General features: G+C 67.0%; 17 protein-coding genes and 1 pseudogene. 9 read left to right on the top strand and 9 right to left on the bottom strand.

Annotated features, from left to right (window positions below; all coding sequences use genetic code 11):
• Nucleotides 1-29: 29 nt before the first annotated feature.
• Both MKAN_RS06550 and MKAN_RS06555 read left to right on the top strand, forming a co-directional pair.
• Nucleotides 30-3,719, top strand: coding sequence for a multifunctional oxoglutarate decarboxylase/oxoglutarate dehydrogenase thiamine pyrophosphate-binding subunit/dihydrolipoyllysine-residue succinyltransferase subunit (locus MKAN_RS06550; protein ID WP_023366426.1), 3,690 nt, complete (start codon nt 30-32; stop codon nt 3,717-3,719).
• 77 nt (nt 3,720-3,796) lie between these two features.
• Nucleotides 3,797-4,630: an SDR family NAD(P)-dependent oxidoreductase gene (locus tag MKAN_RS06555; RefSeq protein ID WP_023366428.1), complete on the top strand. Its 834-nt coding sequence runs from the start codon at nt 3,797-3,799 to the stop codon at nt 4,628-4,630.
• Between the two features lie 106 nt (nt 4,631-4,736).
• Here the strand turns inward: MKAN_RS06555 and MKAN_RS06560 are convergent, their stop codons facing one another.
• On the bottom strand, nt 4,737-5,588 hold the full coding sequence (locus MKAN_RS06560; RefSeq protein ID WP_023366430.1) for a glycine betaine ABC transporter substrate-binding protein: 852 nt from the start codon (nt 5,586-5,588) through the stop codon (nt 4,737-4,739).
• On the bottom strand, nt 5,585-6,802 hold the full coding sequence (locus MKAN_RS06565; protein WP_023366432.1) for an NAD(P)-dependent malic enzyme: 1,218 nt from the start codon (nt 6,800-6,802) through the stop codon (nt 5,585-5,587). The genes MKAN_RS06560 and MKAN_RS06565 overlap by 4 nt, the downstream gene beginning before the upstream one ends.
• Before the next feature lie 247 nt (nt 6,803-7,049).
• Between MKAN_RS06565 and MKAN_RS06570 the strand changes: the two genes are divergently transcribed.
• Entirely contained in the window at nt 7,050-8,720 is a 1,671-nt protein-coding gene (locus MKAN_RS06570; protein WP_122503285.1) for a PE family protein, read from the top strand.
• Nucleotides 8,721-8,783: 63 nt separating this feature from the next.
• Here MKAN_RS06570 and MKAN_RS06575 read toward each other — a convergent pair whose 3' ends face one another.
• Nucleotides 8,784-9,773, bottom strand: coding sequence for a malate dehydrogenase (locus tag MKAN_RS06575; RefSeq protein ID WP_023366436.1), 990 nt, complete (start codon nt 9,771-9,773; stop codon nt 8,784-8,786).
• Between the two features lie 206 nt (nt 9,774-9,979).
• On the opposite strand from MKAN_RS06575, the gene corA reads away from it, so the two are divergent.
• Nucleotides 9,980-11,080 carry a magnesium/cobalt transporter CorA gene (corA, locus tag MKAN_RS06580; protein WP_023366438.1) on the top strand — a complete coding sequence of 367 codons (1,101 nt, stop codon included), beginning with the start codon at nt 9,980-9,982 and terminating at the stop codon, nt 11,078-11,080.
• Nucleotides 11,081-11,271: 191 nt separating this feature from the next.
• On the opposite strand, the gene MKAN_RS06585 is transcribed toward corA, so the two are convergent.
• The 5 genes from MKAN_RS06585 to MKAN_RS06605 are packed head-to-tail and all read right to left on the bottom strand — an operon-like array spanning nt 11,272 to nt 16,116.
• A complete protein-coding gene (locus MKAN_RS06585; protein ID WP_023366440.1) occupies nt 11,272-12,444 on the bottom strand; it encodes an ABC transporter ATP-binding protein in 1,173 nt (390 codons plus the stop codon).
• A 4-nt stretch (nt 12,445-12,448) separates the two neighbouring features.
• A complete protein-coding gene (locus MKAN_RS06590; RefSeq protein ID WP_099184961.1) occupies nt 12,449-13,273 on the bottom strand; it encodes a carbohydrate ABC transporter permease in 825 nt (274 codons plus the stop codon).
• A 4-nt stretch (nt 13,274-13,277) separates the two neighbouring features.
• Complete coding sequence (locus tag MKAN_RS06595; RefSeq protein ID WP_023366444.1) at nt 13,278-14,177, bottom strand: carbohydrate ABC transporter permease; 900 nt, start codon at nt 14,175-14,177, stop codon at nt 13,278-13,280.
• Nucleotides 14,174-15,529 carry an extracellular solute-binding protein gene (locus tag MKAN_RS06600; RefSeq protein ID WP_080674205.1) on the bottom strand — a complete coding sequence of 452 codons (1,356 nt, stop codon included), beginning with the start codon at nt 15,527-15,529 and terminating at the stop codon, nt 14,174-14,176. The genes MKAN_RS06595 and MKAN_RS06600 overlap by 4 nt, the downstream gene beginning before the upstream one ends.
• Before the next feature lie 59 nt (nt 15,530-15,588).
• The gene (locus tag MKAN_RS06605; RefSeq protein WP_023366448.1) at nt 15,589-16,116 is read right to left on the bottom strand and encodes a general stress protein; all 528 of its coding nucleotides are present in this window, start codon (nt 16,114-16,116) and stop codon (nt 15,589-15,591) included.
• Nucleotides 16,117-16,449: 333 nt separating this feature from the next.
• Here MKAN_RS06605 and MKAN_RS32705 point away from each other — a divergent pair.
• From MKAN_RS32705 to MKAN_RS06630, 5 genes and pseudogenes are all read left to right on the top strand, one after another.
• Nucleotides 16,450-16,749 (top strand): annotated as a pseudogene (locus tag MKAN_RS32705) (DUF4190 domain-containing protein); the annotation flags it as partial.
• 61 nt (nt 16,750-16,810) lie between these two features.
• Entirely contained in the window at nt 16,811-18,118 is a 1,308-nt protein-coding gene (locus MKAN_RS06615) for a magnesium transporter MgtE N-terminal domain-containing protein (protein ID WP_023366451.1), read from the top strand.
• A complete protein-coding gene (locus MKAN_RS06620) occupies nt 18,115-18,657 on the top strand; it encodes a DUF1003 domain-containing protein (protein WP_023366453.1) in 543 nt (180 codons plus the stop codon). The genes MKAN_RS06615 and MKAN_RS06620 overlap by 4 nt, the downstream gene beginning before the upstream one ends.
• Before the next feature lie 115 nt (nt 18,658-18,772).
• Nucleotides 18,773-20,170 carry a lytic transglycosylase domain-containing protein gene (locus MKAN_RS06625; RefSeq protein WP_036445480.1) on the top strand — a complete coding sequence of 466 codons (1,398 nt, stop codon included), beginning with the start codon at nt 18,773-18,775 and terminating at the stop codon, nt 20,168-20,170.
• 50 nt (nt 20,171-20,220) lie between these two features.
• A complete protein-coding gene (locus tag MKAN_RS06630; RefSeq protein WP_023366457.1) occupies nt 20,221-21,372 on the top strand; it encodes an Mrp/NBP35 family ATP-binding protein in 1,152 nt (383 codons plus the stop codon).
• 8 nt (nt 21,373-21,380) lie between these two features.
• Here MKAN_RS06630 and tatB read toward each other — a convergent pair whose 3' ends face one another.
• Nucleotides 21,381-21,782: a Sec-independent protein translocase protein TatB gene (gene tatB / locus MKAN_RS06635; protein WP_023366459.1), complete on the bottom strand. Its 402-nt coding sequence runs from the start codon at nt 21,780-21,782 to the stop codon at nt 21,381-21,383.
• Between the last annotated feature and the right edge of the window lie 41 nt (nt 21,783-21,823).

Consider the following 21,823-nt stretch of genomic DNA (forward strand, 5'->3'; position numbering starts at 1 on the left):
AGAACAGAGAATCGAGGCGAGCAGCGGCCGTGGCCAACATAAGTTCACCGTTCGGGCAAAACGAATGGCTGGTCGAGGAGATGTACCGCAAGTTCCGCGACGACCCCTCCTCGGTCGATCCAAGCTGGCACGAATTCCTGGTTGACTACAACCCCGAGCCGGCTCAGAGCGCCCCGGCCGACAACCAGCAAGTTGCGACCGCCCCGCCGCCCGAGCCCGTCCGGCCCGCGGCAGAGCCCGTCCGGCCCGCGACAAAGCCGGCCGGCGCCGCGGGCGCGGGCAACGGCTCACCCGCCGCTGCTCCAACCAAGGCCGCTGCGCCGCCACCGGCCGAGGGCGACGAGCTGCAGGTGCTGCGCGGCGCCGCGGCGGCCGTCGTCAAGAACATGTCGGCGTCGCTGGACGTGCCGACGGCGACCAGTGTCCGTGCCGTCCCGGCCAAGCTGTTGATCGACAACCGGATCGTCATCAACAACCAGCTCAAGCGAAACCGCGGCGGCAAGATCTCGTTCACCCACCTGCTGGGCTATGCGCTGGTGCAAGCGGTCAAGCAGTTCCCCAACATGAACCGCCATTACACCGAGGTCGACGGCAAGCCGAATGTCGTCACCCCGGCGCATACCAATCTGGGCCTGGCGATCGACCTGCAGGGCAAAGACGGCAAACGCTCACTGGTGGTGGCCGGTATCAAGCGCTGCGAGACCATGCGATTCGCCCAGTTCGTCACCGCCTATGAAGACATCGTGCGTCGCGCCCGTGATGGCAAGCTGACCGCCGAAGACTTTGCCGGCGTGACGATTTCGCTGACCAACCCCGGAACCATCGGCACCGTGCACTCGGTGCCGCGGCTGATGGCCGGGCAGGGCGCCATCATCGGCGTCGGCGCCATGGAATACCCGGCCGAGTTTCAGGGAGCCAGCCAGGAGCGCATCGCCGAGCTGGGCATCGGCAAACTGATCACGCTGACGTCGACCTACGACCACCGCATCATCCAGGGCGCGGAATCCGGGGACTTCCTGCGCACCATCCACCAGATGCTGCTCGCCGACGATTTCTGGGACGAGATCTTCCGTGAGTTGGGCATCCCCTACCTGCCGGTGCGCTGGCGCTCGGACAACCCGGACTCGATCGTCGACAAGAACCCCCGGGTCATCGAACTCATTGCCGCCTACCGCAACCGCGGCCACCTGATGGCCGACATCGATCCGCTGCGGCTGGACAAAACCCGGTTCCGCAGCCACCCCGACCTCGACGTGTGCTCCCACGGGCTCACGCTGTGGGACCTCGACCGGTTGTTCAAGGTCGACGGCTGCTTCGGCGGATCGCCCTATATGAAGCTGCGCGACGTGCTCTCGATACTGCGCGACGCCTACTGTCGCCACGTCGGCGTGGAGTACACCCACATCCTCGAGCCCGAACAACAGCAGTGGCTGCAGCAGCGGGTCGAGGCCAAACACGTCAAACCGACTGTGGCCCAACAGAAATACATCTTGAGCAAGCTCAATGCCGCCGAGGCGTTCGAAACGTTCCTGCAGACCAAGTACGTGGGTCAGAAACGATTCTCGCTGGAGGGCGCCGAAAGCGTGATCCCGATGATGGACGCGGCGATCGACCAGTGCGCCGAGCATGGTCTCGACGAGGTGGTCATCGGGATGCCGCACCGCGGCCGGCTCAACGTGCTGGCCAACATCGTCGGCAAGCCGTACTCGCAGATCTTCACCGAGTTCGAGGGCAACCTGAACCCGTCGCAGGCGCACGGTTCCGGCGACGTCAAGTACCACCTCGGCGCCACCGGGGTGTACCTGCAGATGTTCGGCGACAACGACATTCAGGTGTCGTTGACCGCCAACCCGTCGCACCTGGAGGCTGTCGACCCGGTGCTGGAGGGCCTGGTGCGGGCCAAGCAGGATCTGCTGGATTCCGACGGCGAACAGCGCTTTTCCGTGGTCCCGATGATGTTGCACGGTGATGCCGCCTTCGCCGGCCAGGGTGTGGTGGCCGAGACGTTGAACCTGACCAATCTGCCCGGCTACCGGGTCGGCGGGACCATCCACATCATCGTCAACAACCAGATCGGTTTCACCACCGCGCCGGAATATTCGCGGTCCAGCGAGTACTGCACCGATGTCGCCAAGATGATCGGCGCGCCGATCTTCCACGTCAACGGCGACGACCCGGAGGCTTGCGAGTGGGTGGCGCGCCTGGCCGTGGACTTCCGGCAAGAATTCCACAAGGACGTCGTCATCGACATGCTGTGCTATCGGCGCCGCGGGCACAACGAGGGCGATGACCCGTCGATGACCAACCCCTACATGTACGACGTCGTCGACACCAAGCGCGGGGCCCGCAAGAGCTACACCGAAGCCCTGATCGGCCGCGGCGACATCTCGCTCAAGGAAGCCGAGGATGCGCTACGCGACTACCAGGGCCAGCTGGAGCGGGTGTTCAACGAGGTCCGCGAGCTGGAGAAGCACGCCGTGCAACCGAGCATGTCGGTGGAGTCCGAGCAGCAGGTTCCACGCGGCCTGGCCACCGCGGTGGACAAAGCGCTGCTTGCCCGCATCGGCGATGCGTTCCTGGCCTTCCCGGACGGGTTCACCCCGCATCCGCGCGTCCAACCGGTGCTGGAAAAGCGCCGGGAAATGGCCTACGAAGGCAAGATCGACTGGGCGTTCGCCGAACTGCTGGCGTTGGGGTCGCTGGTGGCCGAGGGCAAGCTGGTACGGCTCTCCGGGCAGGACACCCGCCGCGGCACGTTCTCCCAACGGCATTCGGTGATCATCGACCGCAACACCGGCAAGGAGTTCTGGCCGCTGCAGCTGCTGGCCACCAACAAGGACGGCACCCCCACCGGCGGCAAGTTCCTGGTCTACGACTCGCCGTTGTCGGAGTACGCCGCCGTCGGCTTCGAATATGGCTACACCGTGGGCAACCCGGATGCCCTGGTGCTGTGGGAGGCGCAGTTCGGCGATTTCGTCAACGGTGCACAGTCGATCATCGACGAATTCATCAGCTCTGGCGAGGCCAAGTGGGGCCAATTGTCCAATGTGGTGCTGCTGCTGCCGCACGGACACGAGGGACAGGGGCCCGACCACACCTCCGGCCGAATCGAGCGCTTCCTGCAGCTCTGGGCGGAGGGGTCGATGACCATCGCGGTGCCGTCGACCCCGTCGAACTACTTCCACCTGCTGCGCCGGCACGCTCTGGACGGGATCATGCGCCCACTGATCGTGTTCACGCCCAAGTCGATGCTGCGCAACAAGGCCGCGGTCAGCGACATCAAGGACTTCACCGAGATCAAGTTCCGTTCGGTGTTGGAGGAACCCACCTACGAAGACGGCATCGGCGACCGCAGTAAGGTCCGGAGGATCCTGCTGACCAGCGGCAAGATCTATTACGAGCTGGCCGCACGCAAGGCCAAGGACAACCGCGACGACATCGCGATTGTGCGCATCGAGCAGCTGGCCCCGCTACCCAAACGCCGTCTCAACGAGACGCTGGACCGCTATCCCAATGCCACCGAATTTTTCTGGGTGCAGGAGGAGCCGGCCAATCAGGGTGCCTGGCCGCGGTTCGGCCTGGAGCTGCCGGAGTTGTTGCCCGACAAGCTGACCGGGCTCAAGCGGATTTCGCGCCGGGCCATGTCGGCACCGTCGTCGGGTTCGTCGAAGGTGCATGCCGTCGAGCAGCAGGAGATCCTCGACACGGCGTTCGGGTAGTCAGCCGAGTGTCGACTCGCAGGGCTGACATGCCTGGTCGACGCCGCAGTAGGTCGCTTGTTACCGAGGAGGGATTCGTGGAGGGGTTTGCCGGAAAGGTCGCGGTGGTGACCGGCGCGGGATCGGGCATCGGGCGGGCGTTGGCCCTCGAGCTGGGCCGCTCCGGCGCCAGCCTGGCGATCAGCGACGTCGACAGCGACGGACTTGCGCAGACCGAGGAAATGCTCAAGGCGATCGGCGCGCCGGTCAAGGCGGACCGACTCGACGTCACCGAACGCGAGGCCGTTCTGGCCTACGCCGACGCCGTCAACGAGCACTTCGGCAAGGTGAACCAGATCTACAACAATGCCGGCATCGGCCACACCGGCGACGTCGAGGTCTGCGAATTCAAGGACATCGACCGGGTGATGGACGTCGATTTCGGCGGTGTGCTCAACGGCACCAAGGCGTTTCTGCCATACCTGATCGCCTCCGGGGACGGCCACGTCATCAACATCTCCAGCGTGTTCGGATTGTTCTCGTGCGCCGGGCAGGCGGCGTACAACGCGGCGAAATTCGCCGTCCGCGGCTTCACCGAGGCGCTGCGCCAGGAGATGATCCTGGCCGGCCATCCGGTCGGGGTGACCACCGTCCACCCGGGCGGCATCAAGACCGCGATCGCCCGCAATGCCACCGCCGCCGAGGGGCTCGATGCCGCCGAATTGGCCAAGCTGTTCGACAAGCGGGCGGCGCGCACCAGCCCGGAGCGGGCCGCCAAGGTCATTCTCGACGCGGTACGCAAAAACAAAGCGCGGGTGCTCGTCGGTCCGGATGCAAAGGTGTTGGACCTGGTGGTGCGGGTGACCGGTTCGGGATATCAGCGGCTGTTCATGCCGCTATTCGGCAAGCTGATCCCGGCGCCGCACCGCTGATCCCGCCGAGTCGCATCGAGCCTGCAGCGCCGGCATCGAGCCTGCGATCAGCGCGCCTCTTGATCGCGCGGGGCGTCTCTGGCCGCAGACTCGATGCCCCCGATCCTCAGCGGCCCAGCGGGTGCTCGCCCAGCCACGCCGCAGCCACCGCCTGCGGGTCCGCTCCACCGGCCACCTGGCGGCGCATCTCGACCAGGGCGGCGGTGTCCAGCACACCGGCCACCTCGTTGATGGCCAGCCGTTGCCGATCAGTCAGCGTGTTGCGGCGATACAGCGGCACCACATTCTCAGCCTGGATCAACGCGTCCTTACCGTCGTTCAGCACCACGAGATCGGCGGGGTTCGCGGGGTTGGCGGTGGTTGTCCATCCCGCGGTCAGCTGTCCGGCACGTAACGCGGTCAACATCGCTGGGTAGTCAGCGAATTCACGCGGCGTGGGCAATCGGCACGATCCCACCGCCGCCGGCGGGTGGGCACCGGTGAGCATCCCGACGACCAAGCCGTCACAGTGGCGTGGCAACAGGTCCAGCTCGCTACCGCCCCAGGCCGTCGAGGTCGCCGGCGTCACCACCAGCGCGGGCTTGTCTTCGGCGGCGGTGGCATAGTCGCCGGCGGCCACGCCCTCGGGTAGCGCGGCAACCATCGCTTGGTAAACCGACTTGTCGGAACGGGCCGACGCGCCGGGTTGCAAGCTCTGCAACACCTGGCCGGTGAATGCCGGCACGACGGCGAAGGCCCCGGCGTCCAGGTTCGTCATCGGGTCGGCGGCGGTGTCGCCCCGCGCGGCAAAACCGTACGACCGCAACGCGGCCACATAGATGTCGGCCAGCAGCATCGATTCGGTGTCAGGCCGGGATCCGACCACCAACTCCGCCGGGCGTTTGCCGGCGCCGGCCGCGCAGCCGGCCACCGCCAACACGGCGGCGAGTAGCAGCGGGGCCAGCCTGCCGATCCTCACCCTGCGGTGTCTGAAGGCTCTACCGCGAGAGCCACCGCCTTGGCCACCGCATCCCCGACACGCGAGTCCAGTGGGCTGGGAACAATCCGGTCGAGGGCCAGGTCGTCGCTGACGACCGAGTAGATCGCCTCGGCTGCGGCCACCATCATCTTCTCGGTGATTTGGCGCGCCCCGGCGTCCAGCGCGCCGCGGAACACCCCGGGGAACGCGAGCACATTGTTGATCTGGTTGGGAAAGTCGCTGCGGCCGGTGGCCACCACCGTCGCGTACTTGGCCGCAACCTCGGGATGGATTTCCGGGTCCGGGTTGGACAGCGCGAAAACAATCCCGTCGGCCGCCATGGTGGCGATCAACTCTTCAGGGACCACGCCGGCCGACACCCCGAGGAAAACGTCGGCGCCGTCGAGCGCCTCTACCAGGCCGCCGGTGCGACCGTCGGGATTGGTGCGTTGCGCCATCTCGACCTTGACGCTGTTCATGTCGTCGCGCCCGGTGTGCAGGATGCCGCGCGAGTCAAGCACCGTGATGTCCGAAACACCCATGGCCAGAAGGAGATTCGTGCACGCAACACCTGCGGCCCCGGCGCCCGACACCGCCACCCGCAGCGAGGACATGTCGCGGCCTAGCAACTTGGTGGCGCCCATCAGCGCGGCCAGCACGACGATCGCGGTGCCGTGCTGGTCGTCATGCATCACCGGGCAGTCCAGCGCCTCGACGAGCCGTCGCTCGATCTCGAAGCAGCGGGGTGCGGAGATGTCCTCGAGGTTGACGGCGCCGAACGTCGGCCGAAGCCGCACCAGGGTTTCGACGATCTCGTCGGGATCCTTGGTGTCCAGCACGATCGGGATCGCATTCAGCCCGCCATACGCCTGGAACAGGGCGCACTTGCCCTCCATCACCGGCAGCGAGGCCGCGGGTCCGATGTCGCCGAGTCCGAGGACCGCGCTGCCATCGCTGACGACGGCCACCAGCCGGTTCGCCCAGGTGTAGCGCGCAGTCAAGGTCCGATCGGCGGCGATCGCACGGCTGACCTGCGCCACACCCGGGGTATAGGCGATCGACAGAGCCCGCTGGGTGTCCAGCGGCGACTTCAGCGCTACCGAAAGCTTGCCGCCTACATGCGCCGCGAAGATTTCGTCGCTCCTGATGGCGACCTGCGGGCCCGAGGCGGATGAGCTATGCGCGGCTAACGGCTCGACGTTTGACACAGCCATGAGGGTACGTTGCCGCGCGCACAACCCTATGGGCCGGATACGGCTGAGGCGGTCATATCTACCTTGGCGCAGGGCTACCCGGGTGCGACGCCGACTGCCCTATCGCCGATCGGTGGCGAACACACGGGTTTCCTGCTACGTCTATGCGTTTGACCAAACTGCGGGCTCTGCCAGTTGTGTCCGTTGTACGGTGTACCCCTTCCGGTAGTTCAAGGGGCCCCCAAGGAGCGCAACGTTGTCGCACGTGATGGCGATTCCAGAGTTATTAGCTTCGACGGCAACGGATTTGGAACGCATCGGCTCAAGGTTGAGTGCGGTCAATGCGACGGCAGTTGGTCCAACCACCGTGCTGGTTTCCGCCGGTTCCGATGAGGTGTCGGCAGCGGTAGCGTCGTTGTTCAGTCGGCATGCTCAGGAGTACCAGGCGTGGAGCGCTCGGGTCAGCACATTCCACGCCCACTTCGTGCAGACGTTGACGACGGGTGCAGGGATGTATCACGCTGCCGAGGCGGCAAACGTGTCGCCGCTGCAGCAAACCTTGGATGTTGTCAATGCGCCCACCCAGCTGCTATTGGGGCGGCCACTGATCGGAAACGGCGCCAACGGCGGGCCGGGCCAAAACGGTGGAAACGGCGGATTGTTGTACGGCGATGGCGGCAACGGCGGTTCGAGTACCACTCCCGGCCAGCCGGGCGGTAACGGTGGTGCGGCCGGGCTGGTCGGCAACGGCGGCGCTGGCGGGGCCGGCGGAGCCGGCGCCAACGGAGGTGCAGGCGGCAATGGCGGGCTGTTCTATGGCAACGGGGGGGCTGGCGGAGCCGGCGGGGCGGCCAGCATCGTGGGGGGCAACGGCGGTAATGGTGGCGCCGGCGGCAACGCCGGTTTGTGGGGCGACGGCGGCGCGGGCGGGGCCGGTGCGGCCGGCGCAACCGGCGCCGACGCTGTCAACCCGGGTTATCACCAGGTTCAGCGGGCGCCTATCGGCGATCCTGGGCATAACAACACCAACGGCAACGGCGGCAACGCGGGAGACGGCGACAACGGCGTCAACCCGGGCATAGGGGGCGGGGACGGAGGCCCTGGCGGGGACGGAACCGCTAATGGCGCCGTTTCGGGAGGTGCCGCCGGGGCTGGCGGCGCCGGCGGCACCTTCGCCTCGGGAGGTGACGGCGGCGTCGGCGGAGCCGCCACGAATAACGGCGCCGGCGACACCAGAGGCGGCGCCGGCGGCGCCGGCGGGGCCGGTGGTGCCGGCGGGGCCGGTGGCGACGGCGGCACTGGCGGCGACGCCACCACGACGACTGGCATCGGCACCGTTTTCGGTGGCGCCGGCGGTACCGGTGGTGCTGGCGGCGTCGGCGCCCCAGGTGGTACCGGCGGCAATGGCGGAGCGGCCACTCAAGCCGGCGGTCTGGCATACGGGGGCGATGGCGGTGACGGCGGACCCGGCGGTGTCGGTGCTTCCGCGGCCGCGGGCGGTGCCGGCGGCTTCGGGGGTGCGGGTGGGCGCGGCGGTCTGCTATTCGGTACCGGGGGCGCCGGGGCCGTCGGCGGTGTCGGTGGTAACGGCGGAATCGGCGCCAACGGCAGCTACGGCGGCGACGGCGGCGACGGCGGAGCCGCGGGCGGCACCGGAGGACCGCTGAATACCGGCCTGGCCGGTAATGGCGGCGATGGTGGCGATGGCGGTGCTGGCGGGGCCGGCGGCGCCGGCGGAAACGGCGGCGCCGCCGGTGCGGCCGGTCTCTTCGGCCAGTCCGGTAGCCCTGGCGCCGGCGCCGCCGGTGGTCTCGGCGGTTCAGGCGGCGTGGGCGGCACCGGCGGCGCCGGAGGGATCGGCTTGAACCTCGGGAATCCGGGAACTCCCGGCAGTCAGGGCGCAACCGGCGCTAACGGACAGCACGGTCTGGACGGCTGATCCGGGGCGGTGCGTCCGGGGGTCCGGACCCCGCTCACCCCGCGACGATAACGCGCCCTCCGCTCAGATCAGCTTCAGTTCGGTGACCGCGCTGCGCTCGTCTGCCAGCTCGGCGGTCGATTTGTCGATACGGCCGCGGGAGAACTCGTCGATCTCCAGACCGCTGACGATCGTCCAGTCGCCGTCCTTCGTGGTCACCGGGAACGACGAGATCAACCCCTCCGGGACGCCGTAGGAACCGTCGGAGAGGACCGCCATCGACACCCAGTCGTCCGCGGGGGTGCCCAGCAACCAGTCACGCGCAGCGTCGATCGTCGCCGAGGCGGCCGACGCGGCCGAGGATGCGCCGCGCGCTTCGATGACAGCCGCGCCGCGTTTGGCGACGGTCGGGATGAAGTCGTTCTCGATCCAGGCCTGATCGCCCACCACCTCGGCCGCGTTCTTGCCGCCGATCTCGGCGTGGAAGACGTCGGGATACTGGGTGGCCGAGTGGTTGCCCCAGATCGTCATCTTCTTGATGTCGGTGACCTTCACGCCGGTCTTCTTGGCGAGCTGCGAGATCGCCCGGTTGTGGTCCAGACGGGTCAGCGCGGTAAAGCGCTCGCGCGGAATGTCGGGGGCATTGCTCATCGCGATCAGCGCGTTGGTGTTGGCCGGGTTGCCGGTCACGCCGACGCGGACGTCGGCGGCGGCGACCTCGTTGAGCGCCTTGCCCTGAGCGGTGAAGATGGCGCCGTTGGCCTCGAGCAGGTCACCGCGCTCCATGCCCTTAGTGCGCGGGCGGGCGCCGACGAGCAGGGCCAGGTTCACGCCGTCGAAGATCTTGTTGGCGTCTGCGCCGATTTCGACGCCGGCCAGCAGCGGGAACGCGCAGTCGTCGAGTTCCATCACCACACCCTCGAGCGCCTTGAGCGCCGGCTCGATCTCGAGCAGCCGCAACTCGATCGACCGGTCGGGACCCAGCAGCGAGCCGCTGGCCAGGCGGAACAACAGGCTGTAGCCGATCTGGCCGGCAGCACCGGTGACGGCGACCTTGAGGGGACTTGCGCTCACGTCGGTTCGCTCCTTGTTGGGAGATGTCTGCGTAACAGAGGTTCACAGGCTTACGAAGGGTTCGGGTATCGCGTCGAAACTAGCGCACCGGCCCTGTCCGTAATCTATGGACCCGCGCCGGCACTGCTCCTGCCGCGTTGACGTGGCTAAACGGCGTAGCATGGACCACCGCCCGGTCAGACCTGCGCTGCGATCGGAGGCTGAGGATGTTTCAAGGATTTGACGCGCTGCCCGAATCGCTGCGGACGGTCGCGCGATCGCGGCCGCAGCACGTCCATCCCACACCCAGTTCCCCAGCGCAGGCGCTGGTTGATTGCGGCGTCTACGTCGACGGACGGCGGATGCCCGGCAAGTACGCTTACACCGATGCCGTCCGCGAGGTGCGCGAGCGGGAACTGGAAGGCGAACAGGCCTTCGTGTGGATCGGGCTGCACGAGCCCAACCATCACCAGATGCAAGACGTCGCAGACGTTTTCGGGCTGCATCCGCTGGCCGTCGAGGACGCCGTGCACGCCCACCAGCGGCCCAAACTGGAACGCTACGACGAGACGCTGGTCCTCGTGCTGAAGACCGTCAACTACGTGCCGCACGACTCGGTGGTGCTCGCCCGCGAGATCGTCGAAACCGGCGAGATCATGATCTTCGTCGGCGACGACTTCGTCATCACGGTCCGGCATGGGGAACACGGCGGACTGTCGGATGTGCGCAACCGGATGGACGCCGATCCGCAACATCTGCGGTTGGGGCCGTACGCGGTGATGCACGCCATCGCCGACTACGTCGTCGACCATTACCTGGCAGTGACATCACTGATCGAAACCGACATCGACAGCATCGAGGAAGTTGCCTTCGCGCCCGGCAGCAAGCTGGACGTCGAACCGATCTACCTGCTCAAGCGCGAGGTGCTCGAGCTGCGCCGCTGCGTCAACCCGCTGTCGGCCGCGTTCCAGCGGATGCAGACCGAGAACAAGGACCTGATCTCCAAAGAGGTCCGGCGCTACCTGCGCGACGTCGCCGACCACCAAACCGAGGCCGCCGAGCAGATCGCCAGCTACGACGACATGCTCAACTCCCTGATACAGGCCGCGCTGGCCCGGGTCGGTATGCAACAGAACATGGACATGCGCAAGATCTCGGCCTGGGCCGGCATCATTGCGGTGCCGACCATGATTGCGGGCATCTACGGCATGAACTTCCACTTCATGCCCGAACTGGACTCCAGGTGGGGTTACCCGGCGGTGATCAGCAGCATGGTCCTCGTCTGCCTGTTCCTTTACCTCAGTTTCCGCAATCGGAACTGGCTCTGACGGCGCCCAGCGTGAGCCGACGGCGCCCAGCGTGAGCCGACGGCGCCCAGCGTGAGCCGACGGCGCCCAGCGTGAGCCGACGGCGCCCAGCGTGAGCCGACGGCGGCATTCTCGCGATTCCGCCGCCCTGGATACACGTTGGACACCACGGACGCACACTCGACGCCAACCACAAGCAGATCCGCCGAAAATCACCCTACAACGGGAATAGTCAGGTTGACACCGGAGTCGGCGTCGAAAACGGCCAGTTTGGTGGTGTCGAAAGCTAACTCGAGCGACTGCCCGATAGCCGCCTTCGATTCCGCGGAAACCCTTGCTGCAAACTGGTTTTCGCGCATTTCCCCCTGCGCCTCCAGCTCATCCAGCTGAGCCGAGTGCACGGCGGGAGCCGAGGTGGTGAAGTAGACGTATTTGTCCGCCCCCAACGATTCGACCAAGTCGACGCCGACCTGGAAGGTCAGTGCCTTGATGCGTTGGTAGGCATCGATCAGCGCGGCGTCCTGAAGATGCTCGGGCCGCACGCCGACGATGATGTTCTCGGTTTTCGCGCGGGCGGCGATCAGCTGTTGCACCTCCGGCGCCAGTGTCACCTCACCGAAGGGCAGGGTCAACCCGATCGACGTCAGAGTCGCGGGAAAGAAATTCATCGTCGGCGAGCCGATGAAGCCGGCCACGAATACGTTGGCCGGGTGCTCGTAAAGCTCTGTGGGAGTGCCGATCTGCTGCGCAACACCGCCGTGCATCACCACCACCCGATCACCCAGCGTCATGGCCTCGGTCTGGTCGTGGGTGACGTAGACGGTGGTGGTGCCCAGCCTCTTCTGCAGCCGGGCGATCTCGCCGCGCATCTGCACCCGGAGTTTGGCGTCCAGATTCGACAACGGCTCGTCCATCAGGAAGGCCTTGGGATGGCGCACGATCGCCCGGCCCATCGCGACCCGCTGGCGCTGCCCACCCGACAACTGCGAGGGCTTGCGATCCAGAAGATCGGTCAGGTCGAGGATTTTGGCCGTCTCGGAGACCTTCTGCGCGATGTCGGCCTTCTTCATCTTCGCCAAGGTCAACGGAAACGCGATATTCTGTCGCACGGTCATATGCGGATAGAGCGCATACGACTGGAACACCATGGCGATATCGCGGTCTTTGGGCGCCTTCTCGTTGACCCGTTGACCATCGATGCGCAGTTCTCCCGACGAGATATCCTCAAGTCCGGCAATCATATTCAGTGTGGTGGTCTTGCCGCAGCCGGACGGCCCGACCAGAATCAGGAATTCACCGTCGGCGATGGTGAGGCTGAGGTCGTCTACTGCCGCCGCGCCGTTGGGGTAACTCTTGCTGACGTGCTCGAGCACGATCTCGGCCATTGCACTATCCCTTCACAGCCCCGGACGTCAAGCCGGCGACAATCCGTCGTTGGAAGACGAGAACGAAGACGATGATCGGAACCGTGATCACCATAGCGCCGGCCGCGATGGATCCCGTCGGCTCCTCGAACTGCGAACTACCGGTGAAGTTGGCGATCGCCACCGGCGCGGTGATCGCCGCCTTGGTCGCGGTCAGCGACAGCGCGAGCAGCAGGTCGTTCCAGGCGAAAATGAACACCAGAATCGCGGCGGTCACCAGCCCCGGAGCCGCCAGCGGCGCGATCACTTTGCGGAAGGCCTGCCCCGGTGTCGCGCCATCCATCTTGGCCGCTTTCTCCAGATCCCAGGGGACCTCCCGGAAGAAGGCCGACAGCGTGTAAATGGCAAGCGGCAGAGCGAAAGTGATGTACGGCAGGATCAAGCCCGGCCAGGTGTCGAACAGGCCGACAGCGCGCTCGATATTGAACAGCGGTGTCACCAACGAGATTGCCGGGAACATGGTGATCAACAGCGTCGCGCCGATCAGCACCCGCTTGCCCGGAAACGCCAGCCGGGCCACGGCATAGGCGGCCATCGCACCGAGCAGCACCGCTATCACCGTGGTGATCAACCCGACACCGATGGAGTTGATCAGCGCCGAGCTGAAGAATTCGCCCCGGAAGACACCACGGTAGTTGTCGAGGGTCACCGACGCCGGAATCAGCTTGCCGTCCTTGACCGTTGACGTCGGCTTGAGCGACAAGCTGAAAATCCACAGCACCGGAAGTAACGCGTACACCACGACCAATACGTCAATGATGGCCCAGGCCATGGTGCGACGGGCGCTCAACGGCTCAGCGGCCATCCGCGTCACTCCCTGGAGCTGCAGCGCCGAACAGCTTGATGAACGTCAGCGCGATGATGCCCACGCAACCGAAGATCAGCACGCTGATCGCTGAGCCGAGACCGACGTTGAAACCCTTGAACAGGTTGTCGTAGCCCAGGATTGACACCGACTCGGTGTTGTTCTCGCCAGCGGTCAGCACATAGATGTTGTCGAAAATGCGGAAGGCATCCAGAGTCCGAAACAACAGTGCCACCACCACCGCCGGCTTGATGATCGGCAGGATGACCTTGGTCAACCGCCGCCAAGCCCCGGCCCCGTCGACTTGTGCGGCCTTCAACAGATCCTCGGGCACCAGCGCCAGCCCGGCCAGCAGCAGCAGCGACATGAACGGCGTCGTCTTCCACACCTCGGCAATCACCACGACACCCAGCGACGGGACCTGTTGGGTCAGCGGGGCACTACCGTGCGGGAGCAGATTGGCCAGGTATCCGGTGCCCGGGGTCCAGGCGTAGTACCAGCTGTACGACGCGACCACCGTGACGATCCCGTATGGGATCAGCACCGCGGTGCGCACCAGCCCCTTGCCGATCAGCGTGCGGTGCATCACCAGCGCCAGCGCCAGACCCAGCACGAACTCGAGCGTCACCGACACCACCGTGATCGCCAGCGTCACCGTCAGCGCCGTCCACCAATACCGGTCGGTCAGAACGGTTCGGTAGTTCTCCAATCCGATGAACGCCGTCTCGTCGGGGGTAGCCAGGTTGTTGCGCTGCAGGCTGAGCCACACCGCGTAACCGATCGGATAGGCCGTCACCGCCAGCATCAACAGCGCCGCCGGCGCCACCAGGATGAACGCCAGCCGCTGTTCGGCCCGGCGGTTCCCCGAGCGCACGAAAGCGTGCGTCACGGCAGCAAGCCCTTGCCGTCGACGGCCTTTTGCACCTGCGCGGTGATGTCGTCGGCGGTGCGTTCCGGGTCGATCTTGGTGACCGGACTCAGCGCCGCCGCCAGCCGCAGCGACACCGCTTGGTAGGCCGGCGTCGCCGGCCGCACGGCGGCGTCGGTGAGCTGCTGGCGGATGATCTCGTACATCGGATACTTCGCCTGAAACTGCGGGTCGGAGTACAGCGAGGCCCGCACCGCGGGAAGACCGCCCTGGATCGAAACGTACTTCTGGTTCTGCAGGTTACGCAGGCACCGGACCGCTTCGAACGCCTCGGCTTTATGGCGGGTCGTACTGGCCACGGCCAGGTTCAGCCCGCCGATGGTCACCTTGGCCGGCCGGCCCGGCACGACCCCGGGATAGGGCGCGAAGCCGAGCACCTTCTGGCTGGCTTGGTAGGCGATGCGGAACTGTTCGTCGCTGGGCACGAAGGTGCCGACGCTGTCGACGCTGCCGGCCAACTCGGGAAGGCGGTTGAGCGGCAGAAACGGCACCCCACCCTTGACCGCGTTCTCCAGCAGGGAGGCGAACACGTACGGCCAGTTGACCTCCAGAGCCGCCTTTCCCTGTTCGAACGCCAGCCGGGCGGTGCCCTCCTCCGCGCGGCTGATCGACGGGTCGGCTCCGGGTGCGGTGGCCACTGATTTCAGGACCCGCAGTGCGGCGACGGTGGCGGCCCGATGAGCGGGAGTGTCGGTCAGGGTGACCCGTTTGCCGTCCTCGGCGAGCACCTGACCGCCGACGCTGGTCAGCACGGTGTTGAACCACACCGCCAGACCCTCGCCCTGGTTCGCCTGCGCCGCGATCCAACTCGGCTGGCCGGCGGCGCGCAATCGGGCCGCCTCGGCCAACATGCCGTTCCAATCCCCCGGCGGTTGAGGCACCAAATCCGACCGATACCAAAGCAATTGGGTATTCGTCGTGACGGGCGCGGCATACAGCCGGTGCTTCCAGGTGGCGGTCCTGATCGGGCCCGGAAGTGTATCGGAGGTGGCGTCGGCCTCAGTCAGCCCGGCGGGATCCTCCGACAGCGGCAGTGTCCATCCGGCTTCGGCGAACTCGGCGGTCCAGACGACGTCCATCGCCATCACGTCGAGGGTGTGGTCATTTCCGGTCAGTCTCCGGGCCAGTTGTAGTCGCTGCTGGTCGGGTGATCGAGGCAGGCTCACGTGCTCGATGACGTATCGGCCGCCGGCCTGCTCGGTGCAGTGCTGCGCGACCGCGGTAAACGTCGCCCCGTCGGTGGCCGGGGTGTAGAAGCTGAGCACTAGTCCATGGCTGTGCGACCCGCATGCCGAGACCGCGGACGCGACCATCAGCGCCGCCAGCACGGCCGCGCCCAGCCGCCGCCTCACCTTTGCCACCGGCACCGGCGTCAGATCGCCAAACGCGCCAGCAAATCGCGTGCCTTCTCCGCGTTTTGTGGATCGCAGAGTACGTCGTAGCGGCCGGCCACCAACTGCATGGTGGAGCTGAAATCCCTGGTGCCGCGCGCCATCGCATACGGAACCGCGGAGGTGATCAGCCCGAAGAAAACCCCGGCCACCAAGCCGGTGACCAGCGCGGCCCACGGGTTGGGGCTGAAGAAGCCGAGCACCAAGCCGATGAACAAGCCGAGCCAAGCGCCGCTGAGCACACCGCCGCCGAGCACTTTTGGCCAGGTCAGGCGGCCCGTCACCCGTTCCACCTGCATCAGGTCGACGCCGACGATGGTCACCTGCTGAACCGGGAATTCCTGCTCCGACAGGTAGTCGACAGCGCGCTGCGCCTCGGCGTAGGTGGGATAGGACCCGACCGGCCAGCCTTTGGGCGGGGTGGGCAATCCGGGCACAACCCGTCGACCAGCAGGCCCCGTGGGCGGTGTGGCACCGGGAACCTGTCCTGGCTGGAATGGGCTAGTCATCGGTCTTCATTCTCCTCTGCCCTGCTATGCCCTGGCCATCGTTTCATCTTCGCGACGTCCGCGCATTATCAGGACGACCGCGAACCGGTCGGCTCGCACCGGGTACTACCCATATTTCGCCCGGCGAGGGCCGTGCCCGACGAATGAGCCCGACGAATGAGTTTGCCGTCATTTCACGGGCGCCCGGCGCCGCCCGCACACGGGCGTCGGCCCGGCCCCGTCGACTAGGTTGATCACCACGACAGCTTCCGGCGGCTCGCCCGAGGAGGGTGCTCACGACTGCACGACCCCACCTCCCGCGGCCGGTGGGCAAAGCCCTGAGCAGCCTGGTTCCCCCACGGCAATTTCCCGCCGCCGAATTATCTGGGCGGCTGTTGGCCCCCGGCGGGCCCGGCTGATGCCGGGCACCAACACCATGGCGATCGTCTCGCTGGTGTCGTCGTTCGCGGGCGTGTTCTGCTGCATCGGCTCGATCGTGTCCGTCGTGCTGGGCACGATCACGCTCAACCAGATCAAGCAAACCCGAGACGACGGCCATGGCCTGACGACGGCTATGGCCTGGCGGTTGGCGGCGTCGTAATCAGCGTCGCGACGCTGCTGGTCTATCTGATCGTCGCGACCTTCAGCATTCCGTCCCATGAGAACCCGTTAGCTCCCGTTAGCACCTGCCATCGGGCTGCCTACGCTCTCAATCATGGGCTCGGTCAACAGGGTGTATGTGGCGCGGCTGTCGCGGATGATGGTGCTGGGTCCGCTTGGCGAATCCTTCGGCCGGGTTCGCGACGTCGTGATCAGCATCAGCATTGTCCGCCAGCAACCGCGTGTGCTGGGATTGGTGGTCGATCTGGCGACCCGCCGCAGCATCTTCATACCGATCCTGCGAGTCGCCGCGATCGAGCCGGACGCGGTGACACTCGCCACCGGCAGCGTGTCGTTACGCCACTTCGAACAGCGGCCGGGTGAGGTCCTGGCAATCGGCCAAGTGCTCGACACGCCCGTCAAGGTCAACGACCCGGCCCTGCCGGAGCTGGCCAGCGCCGACCTGGTGGTGACCGATCTGGGCATCGAGCAAACGCGAACCCGCGACTGGTTGGTGACCAGGGTCGCCGTCCGCACCCACCGACGGCTGGGCCGGCGCGGACCGGTACACATCGTGGACTGGCAATTCGTGCACGGATTGACGCCATCTGCCCTGGCCATGCCCGGTCAGGCCGTGGCACAACTGCTGGACCAGTTCGAGGGGCGGCGCCCGGTCGACGTCGCCGACGCCATCCGCGGTCTGCCGTCCAAACGCCGCTACGAGGTGTTCCGGGCGCTCGACAACGAACGGCTGGCCGACATCCTGCAGGAGCTGCCCGAATCGGATCAGGCCGAAGTTTTGTCCCAACTGGGGACCGATCGCGCTGCAGATGTGCTCGAGGAGATGGATCCCGACGACGCCGCCGACCTGCTCGGGGTGCTGAATCCGAACGATGCCGAGGCGTTGCTGACCCGAATGGATCCCGACGACTCCAATTCGGTGCGACGGCTGCTGAAGCACTCGCCCGACACCGCGGGCGGGTTGATGACCTCGAATCCGGTGGTGCTCACCCCGGACACCTCGGTTGCCGAAGCACTGGCCCGGGTCCGCGATCCCGACCTGACCCCCGCGCTGTCGTCCATGGTCTTTGTGGCACGTCCGCCGACGGCCACCCCGACCGGCCACTATCTGGGTTGCGTGCAACTGCAGCGACTGCTTCGCGAACCGCCGGCCGAACTGGTGGGCGGGATCGTCGACACCGACCTGCTGACGCTGACACCGGAAACCCCGCTGGCCGCGGTGACGCGCTATTTCGCCGCCTACAACCTGGTGTGCGGGCCGGTGGTCGACGACCAGAGCCATCTGTTGGGCGCGGTGACGGTCGACGACCTGCTCGACCATCTGTTGCCGCATGACTGGCGCGTGGACGTGCAGCAGCTCGACCCCGCCGGCCGACCCGCCAAATCCGGAGGAACCCGGTGAGCAAGCCCCCAGCTCCGCGGCGGCTGTACACACCGCGGACCTCGCGCAGGTTCACGCCGCGGCTGGACCCCGAGACCGTCGGGCAGACCACCGAACGCATCGCGAGGTTCTTCGGCACCGGCCGTTACCTGCTGCTGCAGACGCTATTGGTGCTGATCTGGATCGCGGTGAACCTGTTCGCGGCCCACTGGCGCTGGGATCCCTACCCGTTCATCCTGCTCAATCTGGCCTTTTCCACCCAGGCCGCCTACGCGGCGCCGCTGATCCTGCTGGCCCAGAATCGTCAGGAAAATCGTGACCGTGTCGCCCTGGAAGAGGACCGGCGCCGGGCCGCACAAACCAAGGCCGACACCGAATACCTGGCGCGGGAGCTGGCCGCCCTGCGGTTGGCCATCGGCGAGGTCCCGACGCGGGACTACCTGCGACACGAACTGGAGAGCCTGCGTACTCTGATGGCCGATTTGCAGTCTGCCCGTCCGGACGCCGACCCGGCGCAGGCGACTGACGGGACGGAACGCCGAGCGAGGAAAACCCTGTGAGAACCAGCTCCCCCATTGCGCCACTCCCGTCACAAGAGTTATGTATGGTGATCTAGTTCACGAGGCTAAAAAGCATAGTTATTCGACGGGTCGCATAATTTAGAGGACGGTCGAGGTGCGCATAGGGGGCCGCTGGGGTGCTCACCCGGCCGTTACTGAAGGCGCCACCCAGTTGTGGGATTCGGTGCGCCGGCGGGCCATGCGCCTCACGAAGTCACCGGTATTCGGCATAGCCATGATCACCCCCCTGGTGTTCGCCGGAGCGGTCAGCGGCGCGGCACCTGCGTCCCACGGACGGACGCCGTCGGCGCGCACCGCCATCACGCCGGTGGCCGCGGTCGCCCCGTCGCCGCTCGTCGACCTGTCCGGACCGACGGTCATCGCCGTCCCGCGTCCGCCGACCGGCTTCCACGTCGCCGCGGCCACCACCTCCGCCCCACCGCCACCCATGGTCGTGAATTCGCCTGGTGCGCTTGGCATTCCAATTATGGCACTGACGGCCTACCGCAACGCCGAACAGAAGATGGCCGTTGCCGCGCCGGCGTGCGGCATCAGCTGGAACCTACTGGCCGGGATCGGGCGGATCGAGTCGATGCACGCCAACGGCGGCGCCGTCGACTCACGCGGTACCGCGGTCAGCCCGATCTACGGCCCCGCCCTGGACGGCACGTTGCCGGGCAACGAAGTCATCATCCAAAGCATGATCGGCAACCGCGTCACCTACGCCCGTGCCATGGGCCCGATGCAGTTCTTGCCCGGCACCTGGGCGCGCTACGCCGTCGACGGCGACAATGACGGCGTACCCGATCCGCAGAACCTGTTCGACTCCACCCTGGCGGCCGCTCGCTACCTGTGCAGCGGCGGACTGAACCTGCGGGACCCCGCGCAGGTCATGGCCGCCATCCTGCGCTACAACAACTCGATGCCCTATGCCCAGAACGTGCTGGGCTGGGCGGCGGCGTACGCCACCGGCGTGGTACCGGTCGACCTGCCGCCGATCACCGGGCCGCCCCCGCCGATCGGCGACGCGCACCTGGAGCATCCGGAGGGGCTGGGGCCCAACCTGCCGATGAACGTCAACGGCCTGGGCGCCTTCGACCCGATGGGCCACATTCCGTTGATCGACTTCGGCCCGCCGCAGCTGCCCAACACGCCGCCGCCGCTGTGGCCGTGGCTGCAACAACCCGCCCCACAGCCCCAGGCGCCGCAACCCGGGTGCACGCTGATCTGCATCACCCCACAGAACCCGCCTGAGGCAGTTCCGCCCGGAGGTCCTCCGGTGCCGTTCGGGGGCATCGTGATTGCACCGCCGGCTGCGCCCGCCGCTCCCCCACCACCCGAGCTGCCGCCCCCCGGCGACCCTGGCCAGCCGCCACCGGCAGCCCCAGCCCCGCCACCACCGGCTGCCCCGGCACCGTCCGGCTCGGCGTCGCCGAAACCGGCCGGGCCGTCGCCCGCACCTGCGCCGACTACGCCCGTGCCCGGCGGGCCGGTGCTCACTCCGGTGAGCTGACCCGTCGACCGCCCGGTCGGCCGGAGCCGCCGCCGCATAAACTCGGCGTGATGTCCCAAACTCGAGACGACGCCGCCGACCTGACCGCCGCAGTTCGCGCTGCGCTGGCGAAAGTGATCGACCCCGAACTACGGCGACCCATCACCGAACTCGGAATGGTCAAGGGTATCGACATCAGCCCGCAGGGCGAGGTCCATGTCGGTATCTACCTGACCACCGCGGCCTGCCCGAAGAAGTCGGAAATCACCGAGCGCGTCGCCCGGGCGGTGTCCGACGTTCCCGGCACCGGAGCCGTCCGGGTCAGCCTGGACGTCATGAGCGACGAGCAGCGCACCGAGTTGCGCAAACAGCTGCGCGGTGACGCGCGGGAACCGGTCATCCCGTTCGCCCAGCCCAGCTCCCTGACCCGGGTCTATGCCGTCGCTTCCGGCAAGGGCGGCGTCGGCAAGTCCACCGTCACGGTCAACCTGGCTGCGGCGATGGCCGCCCGTGGCCTGTCGGTCGGCGTGCTGGACGCCGACATTCACGGCCATTCCATTCCCCGGATGATGGGTACCACCGACCGGCCGACGCAAGTGGAGTCGATGATCCTGCCGCCCATCGCCCATGAGGTGCGGGTCATCTCGATCGCGCAATTCACCGAGGGCAACACGCCGGTGGTGTGGCGCGGGCCGATGCTGCACCGGGCGCTGCAGCAGTTCCTGGCCGACGTGTACTGGGGTGATCTGGACGTGCTGCTGCTCGACCTGCCGCCCGGGACGGGCGACGTCGCCATATCGGTGGCTCAGCTGATTCCCAACGCCGAGATCCTGGTGGTGACCACGCCGCAGCTGGCCGCCGCCGAAGTGGCCGAACGGGCCGGCAGCATTGCCCTGCAGACCCGCCAGCGGATCGTCGGCGTCGTGGAAAACATGTCCGGGCTCACGCTGCCGGACGGCAGCACGCTGCAGGTGTTCGGCGAGGGCGGCGGTCAGCAGGTGGCTGAGCGGCTGACCCGTGCGGTCGGCGCCGAGGTGCCGCTGCTGGGTCGGATCCCGCTGGACCCCGCGCTGGTGGCCGCCGGTGACTCGGGCGTGCCGCTGGTCTTGAGTGCGCCGGATTCGGCGGTGGGTAAGGAGCTACTCAACATTGCCGAGGGTTTGGCGGCACGGCGCCGCGGACTGGCCGGCATGTCGCTGGGGCTCGACCCGACCCGGCGCTGAGCGGCTGTTCAGGTCGCGTCCGAATCGAACGGAGGACGTGCGGGCTCGTCGGGAACGGGCCGTTCCGTCCCCGGCGGCGGATGTGGCGGCTGCGCCGGAGTCGCGGCGGCCGGCTGGTCGAAGTTGCCAGTGAAGAAGGAATCGTCGCCGTCGAGCAGATGTTTGGTCAGCGCCGCGCGTGGCGTCATGCCCCGCAGCTTCTGCAGCTCGCTGATGTGCCCGCGAAGATCGTCGAATTCCGGCCCCATATCCTCGCGCAGCTGATTGGTCACACCGCTGAGGTACTCCCGAGCCTGACGCAGCGCGCCCGCAGTCCAGCGGATCGCACCGGGGAGCCGTTCCGGCCCAAGCACCACCAGCCCGACCACGACGAGTACGAGCATCTCCCCCCAGCCGACGTTGGCGAACATCAGGTCGGATGGTGATGACCCGCTGCGCCCGGCTGCGCCGC

It is taken from the genome of Mycobacterium kansasii ATCC 12478, from assembly GCF_000157895.3.
In the GTDB taxonomy this organism is placed as follows: Bacteria; Actinomycetota; Actinomycetes; order Mycobacteriales; family Mycobacteriaceae; genus Mycobacterium; species Mycobacterium kansasii.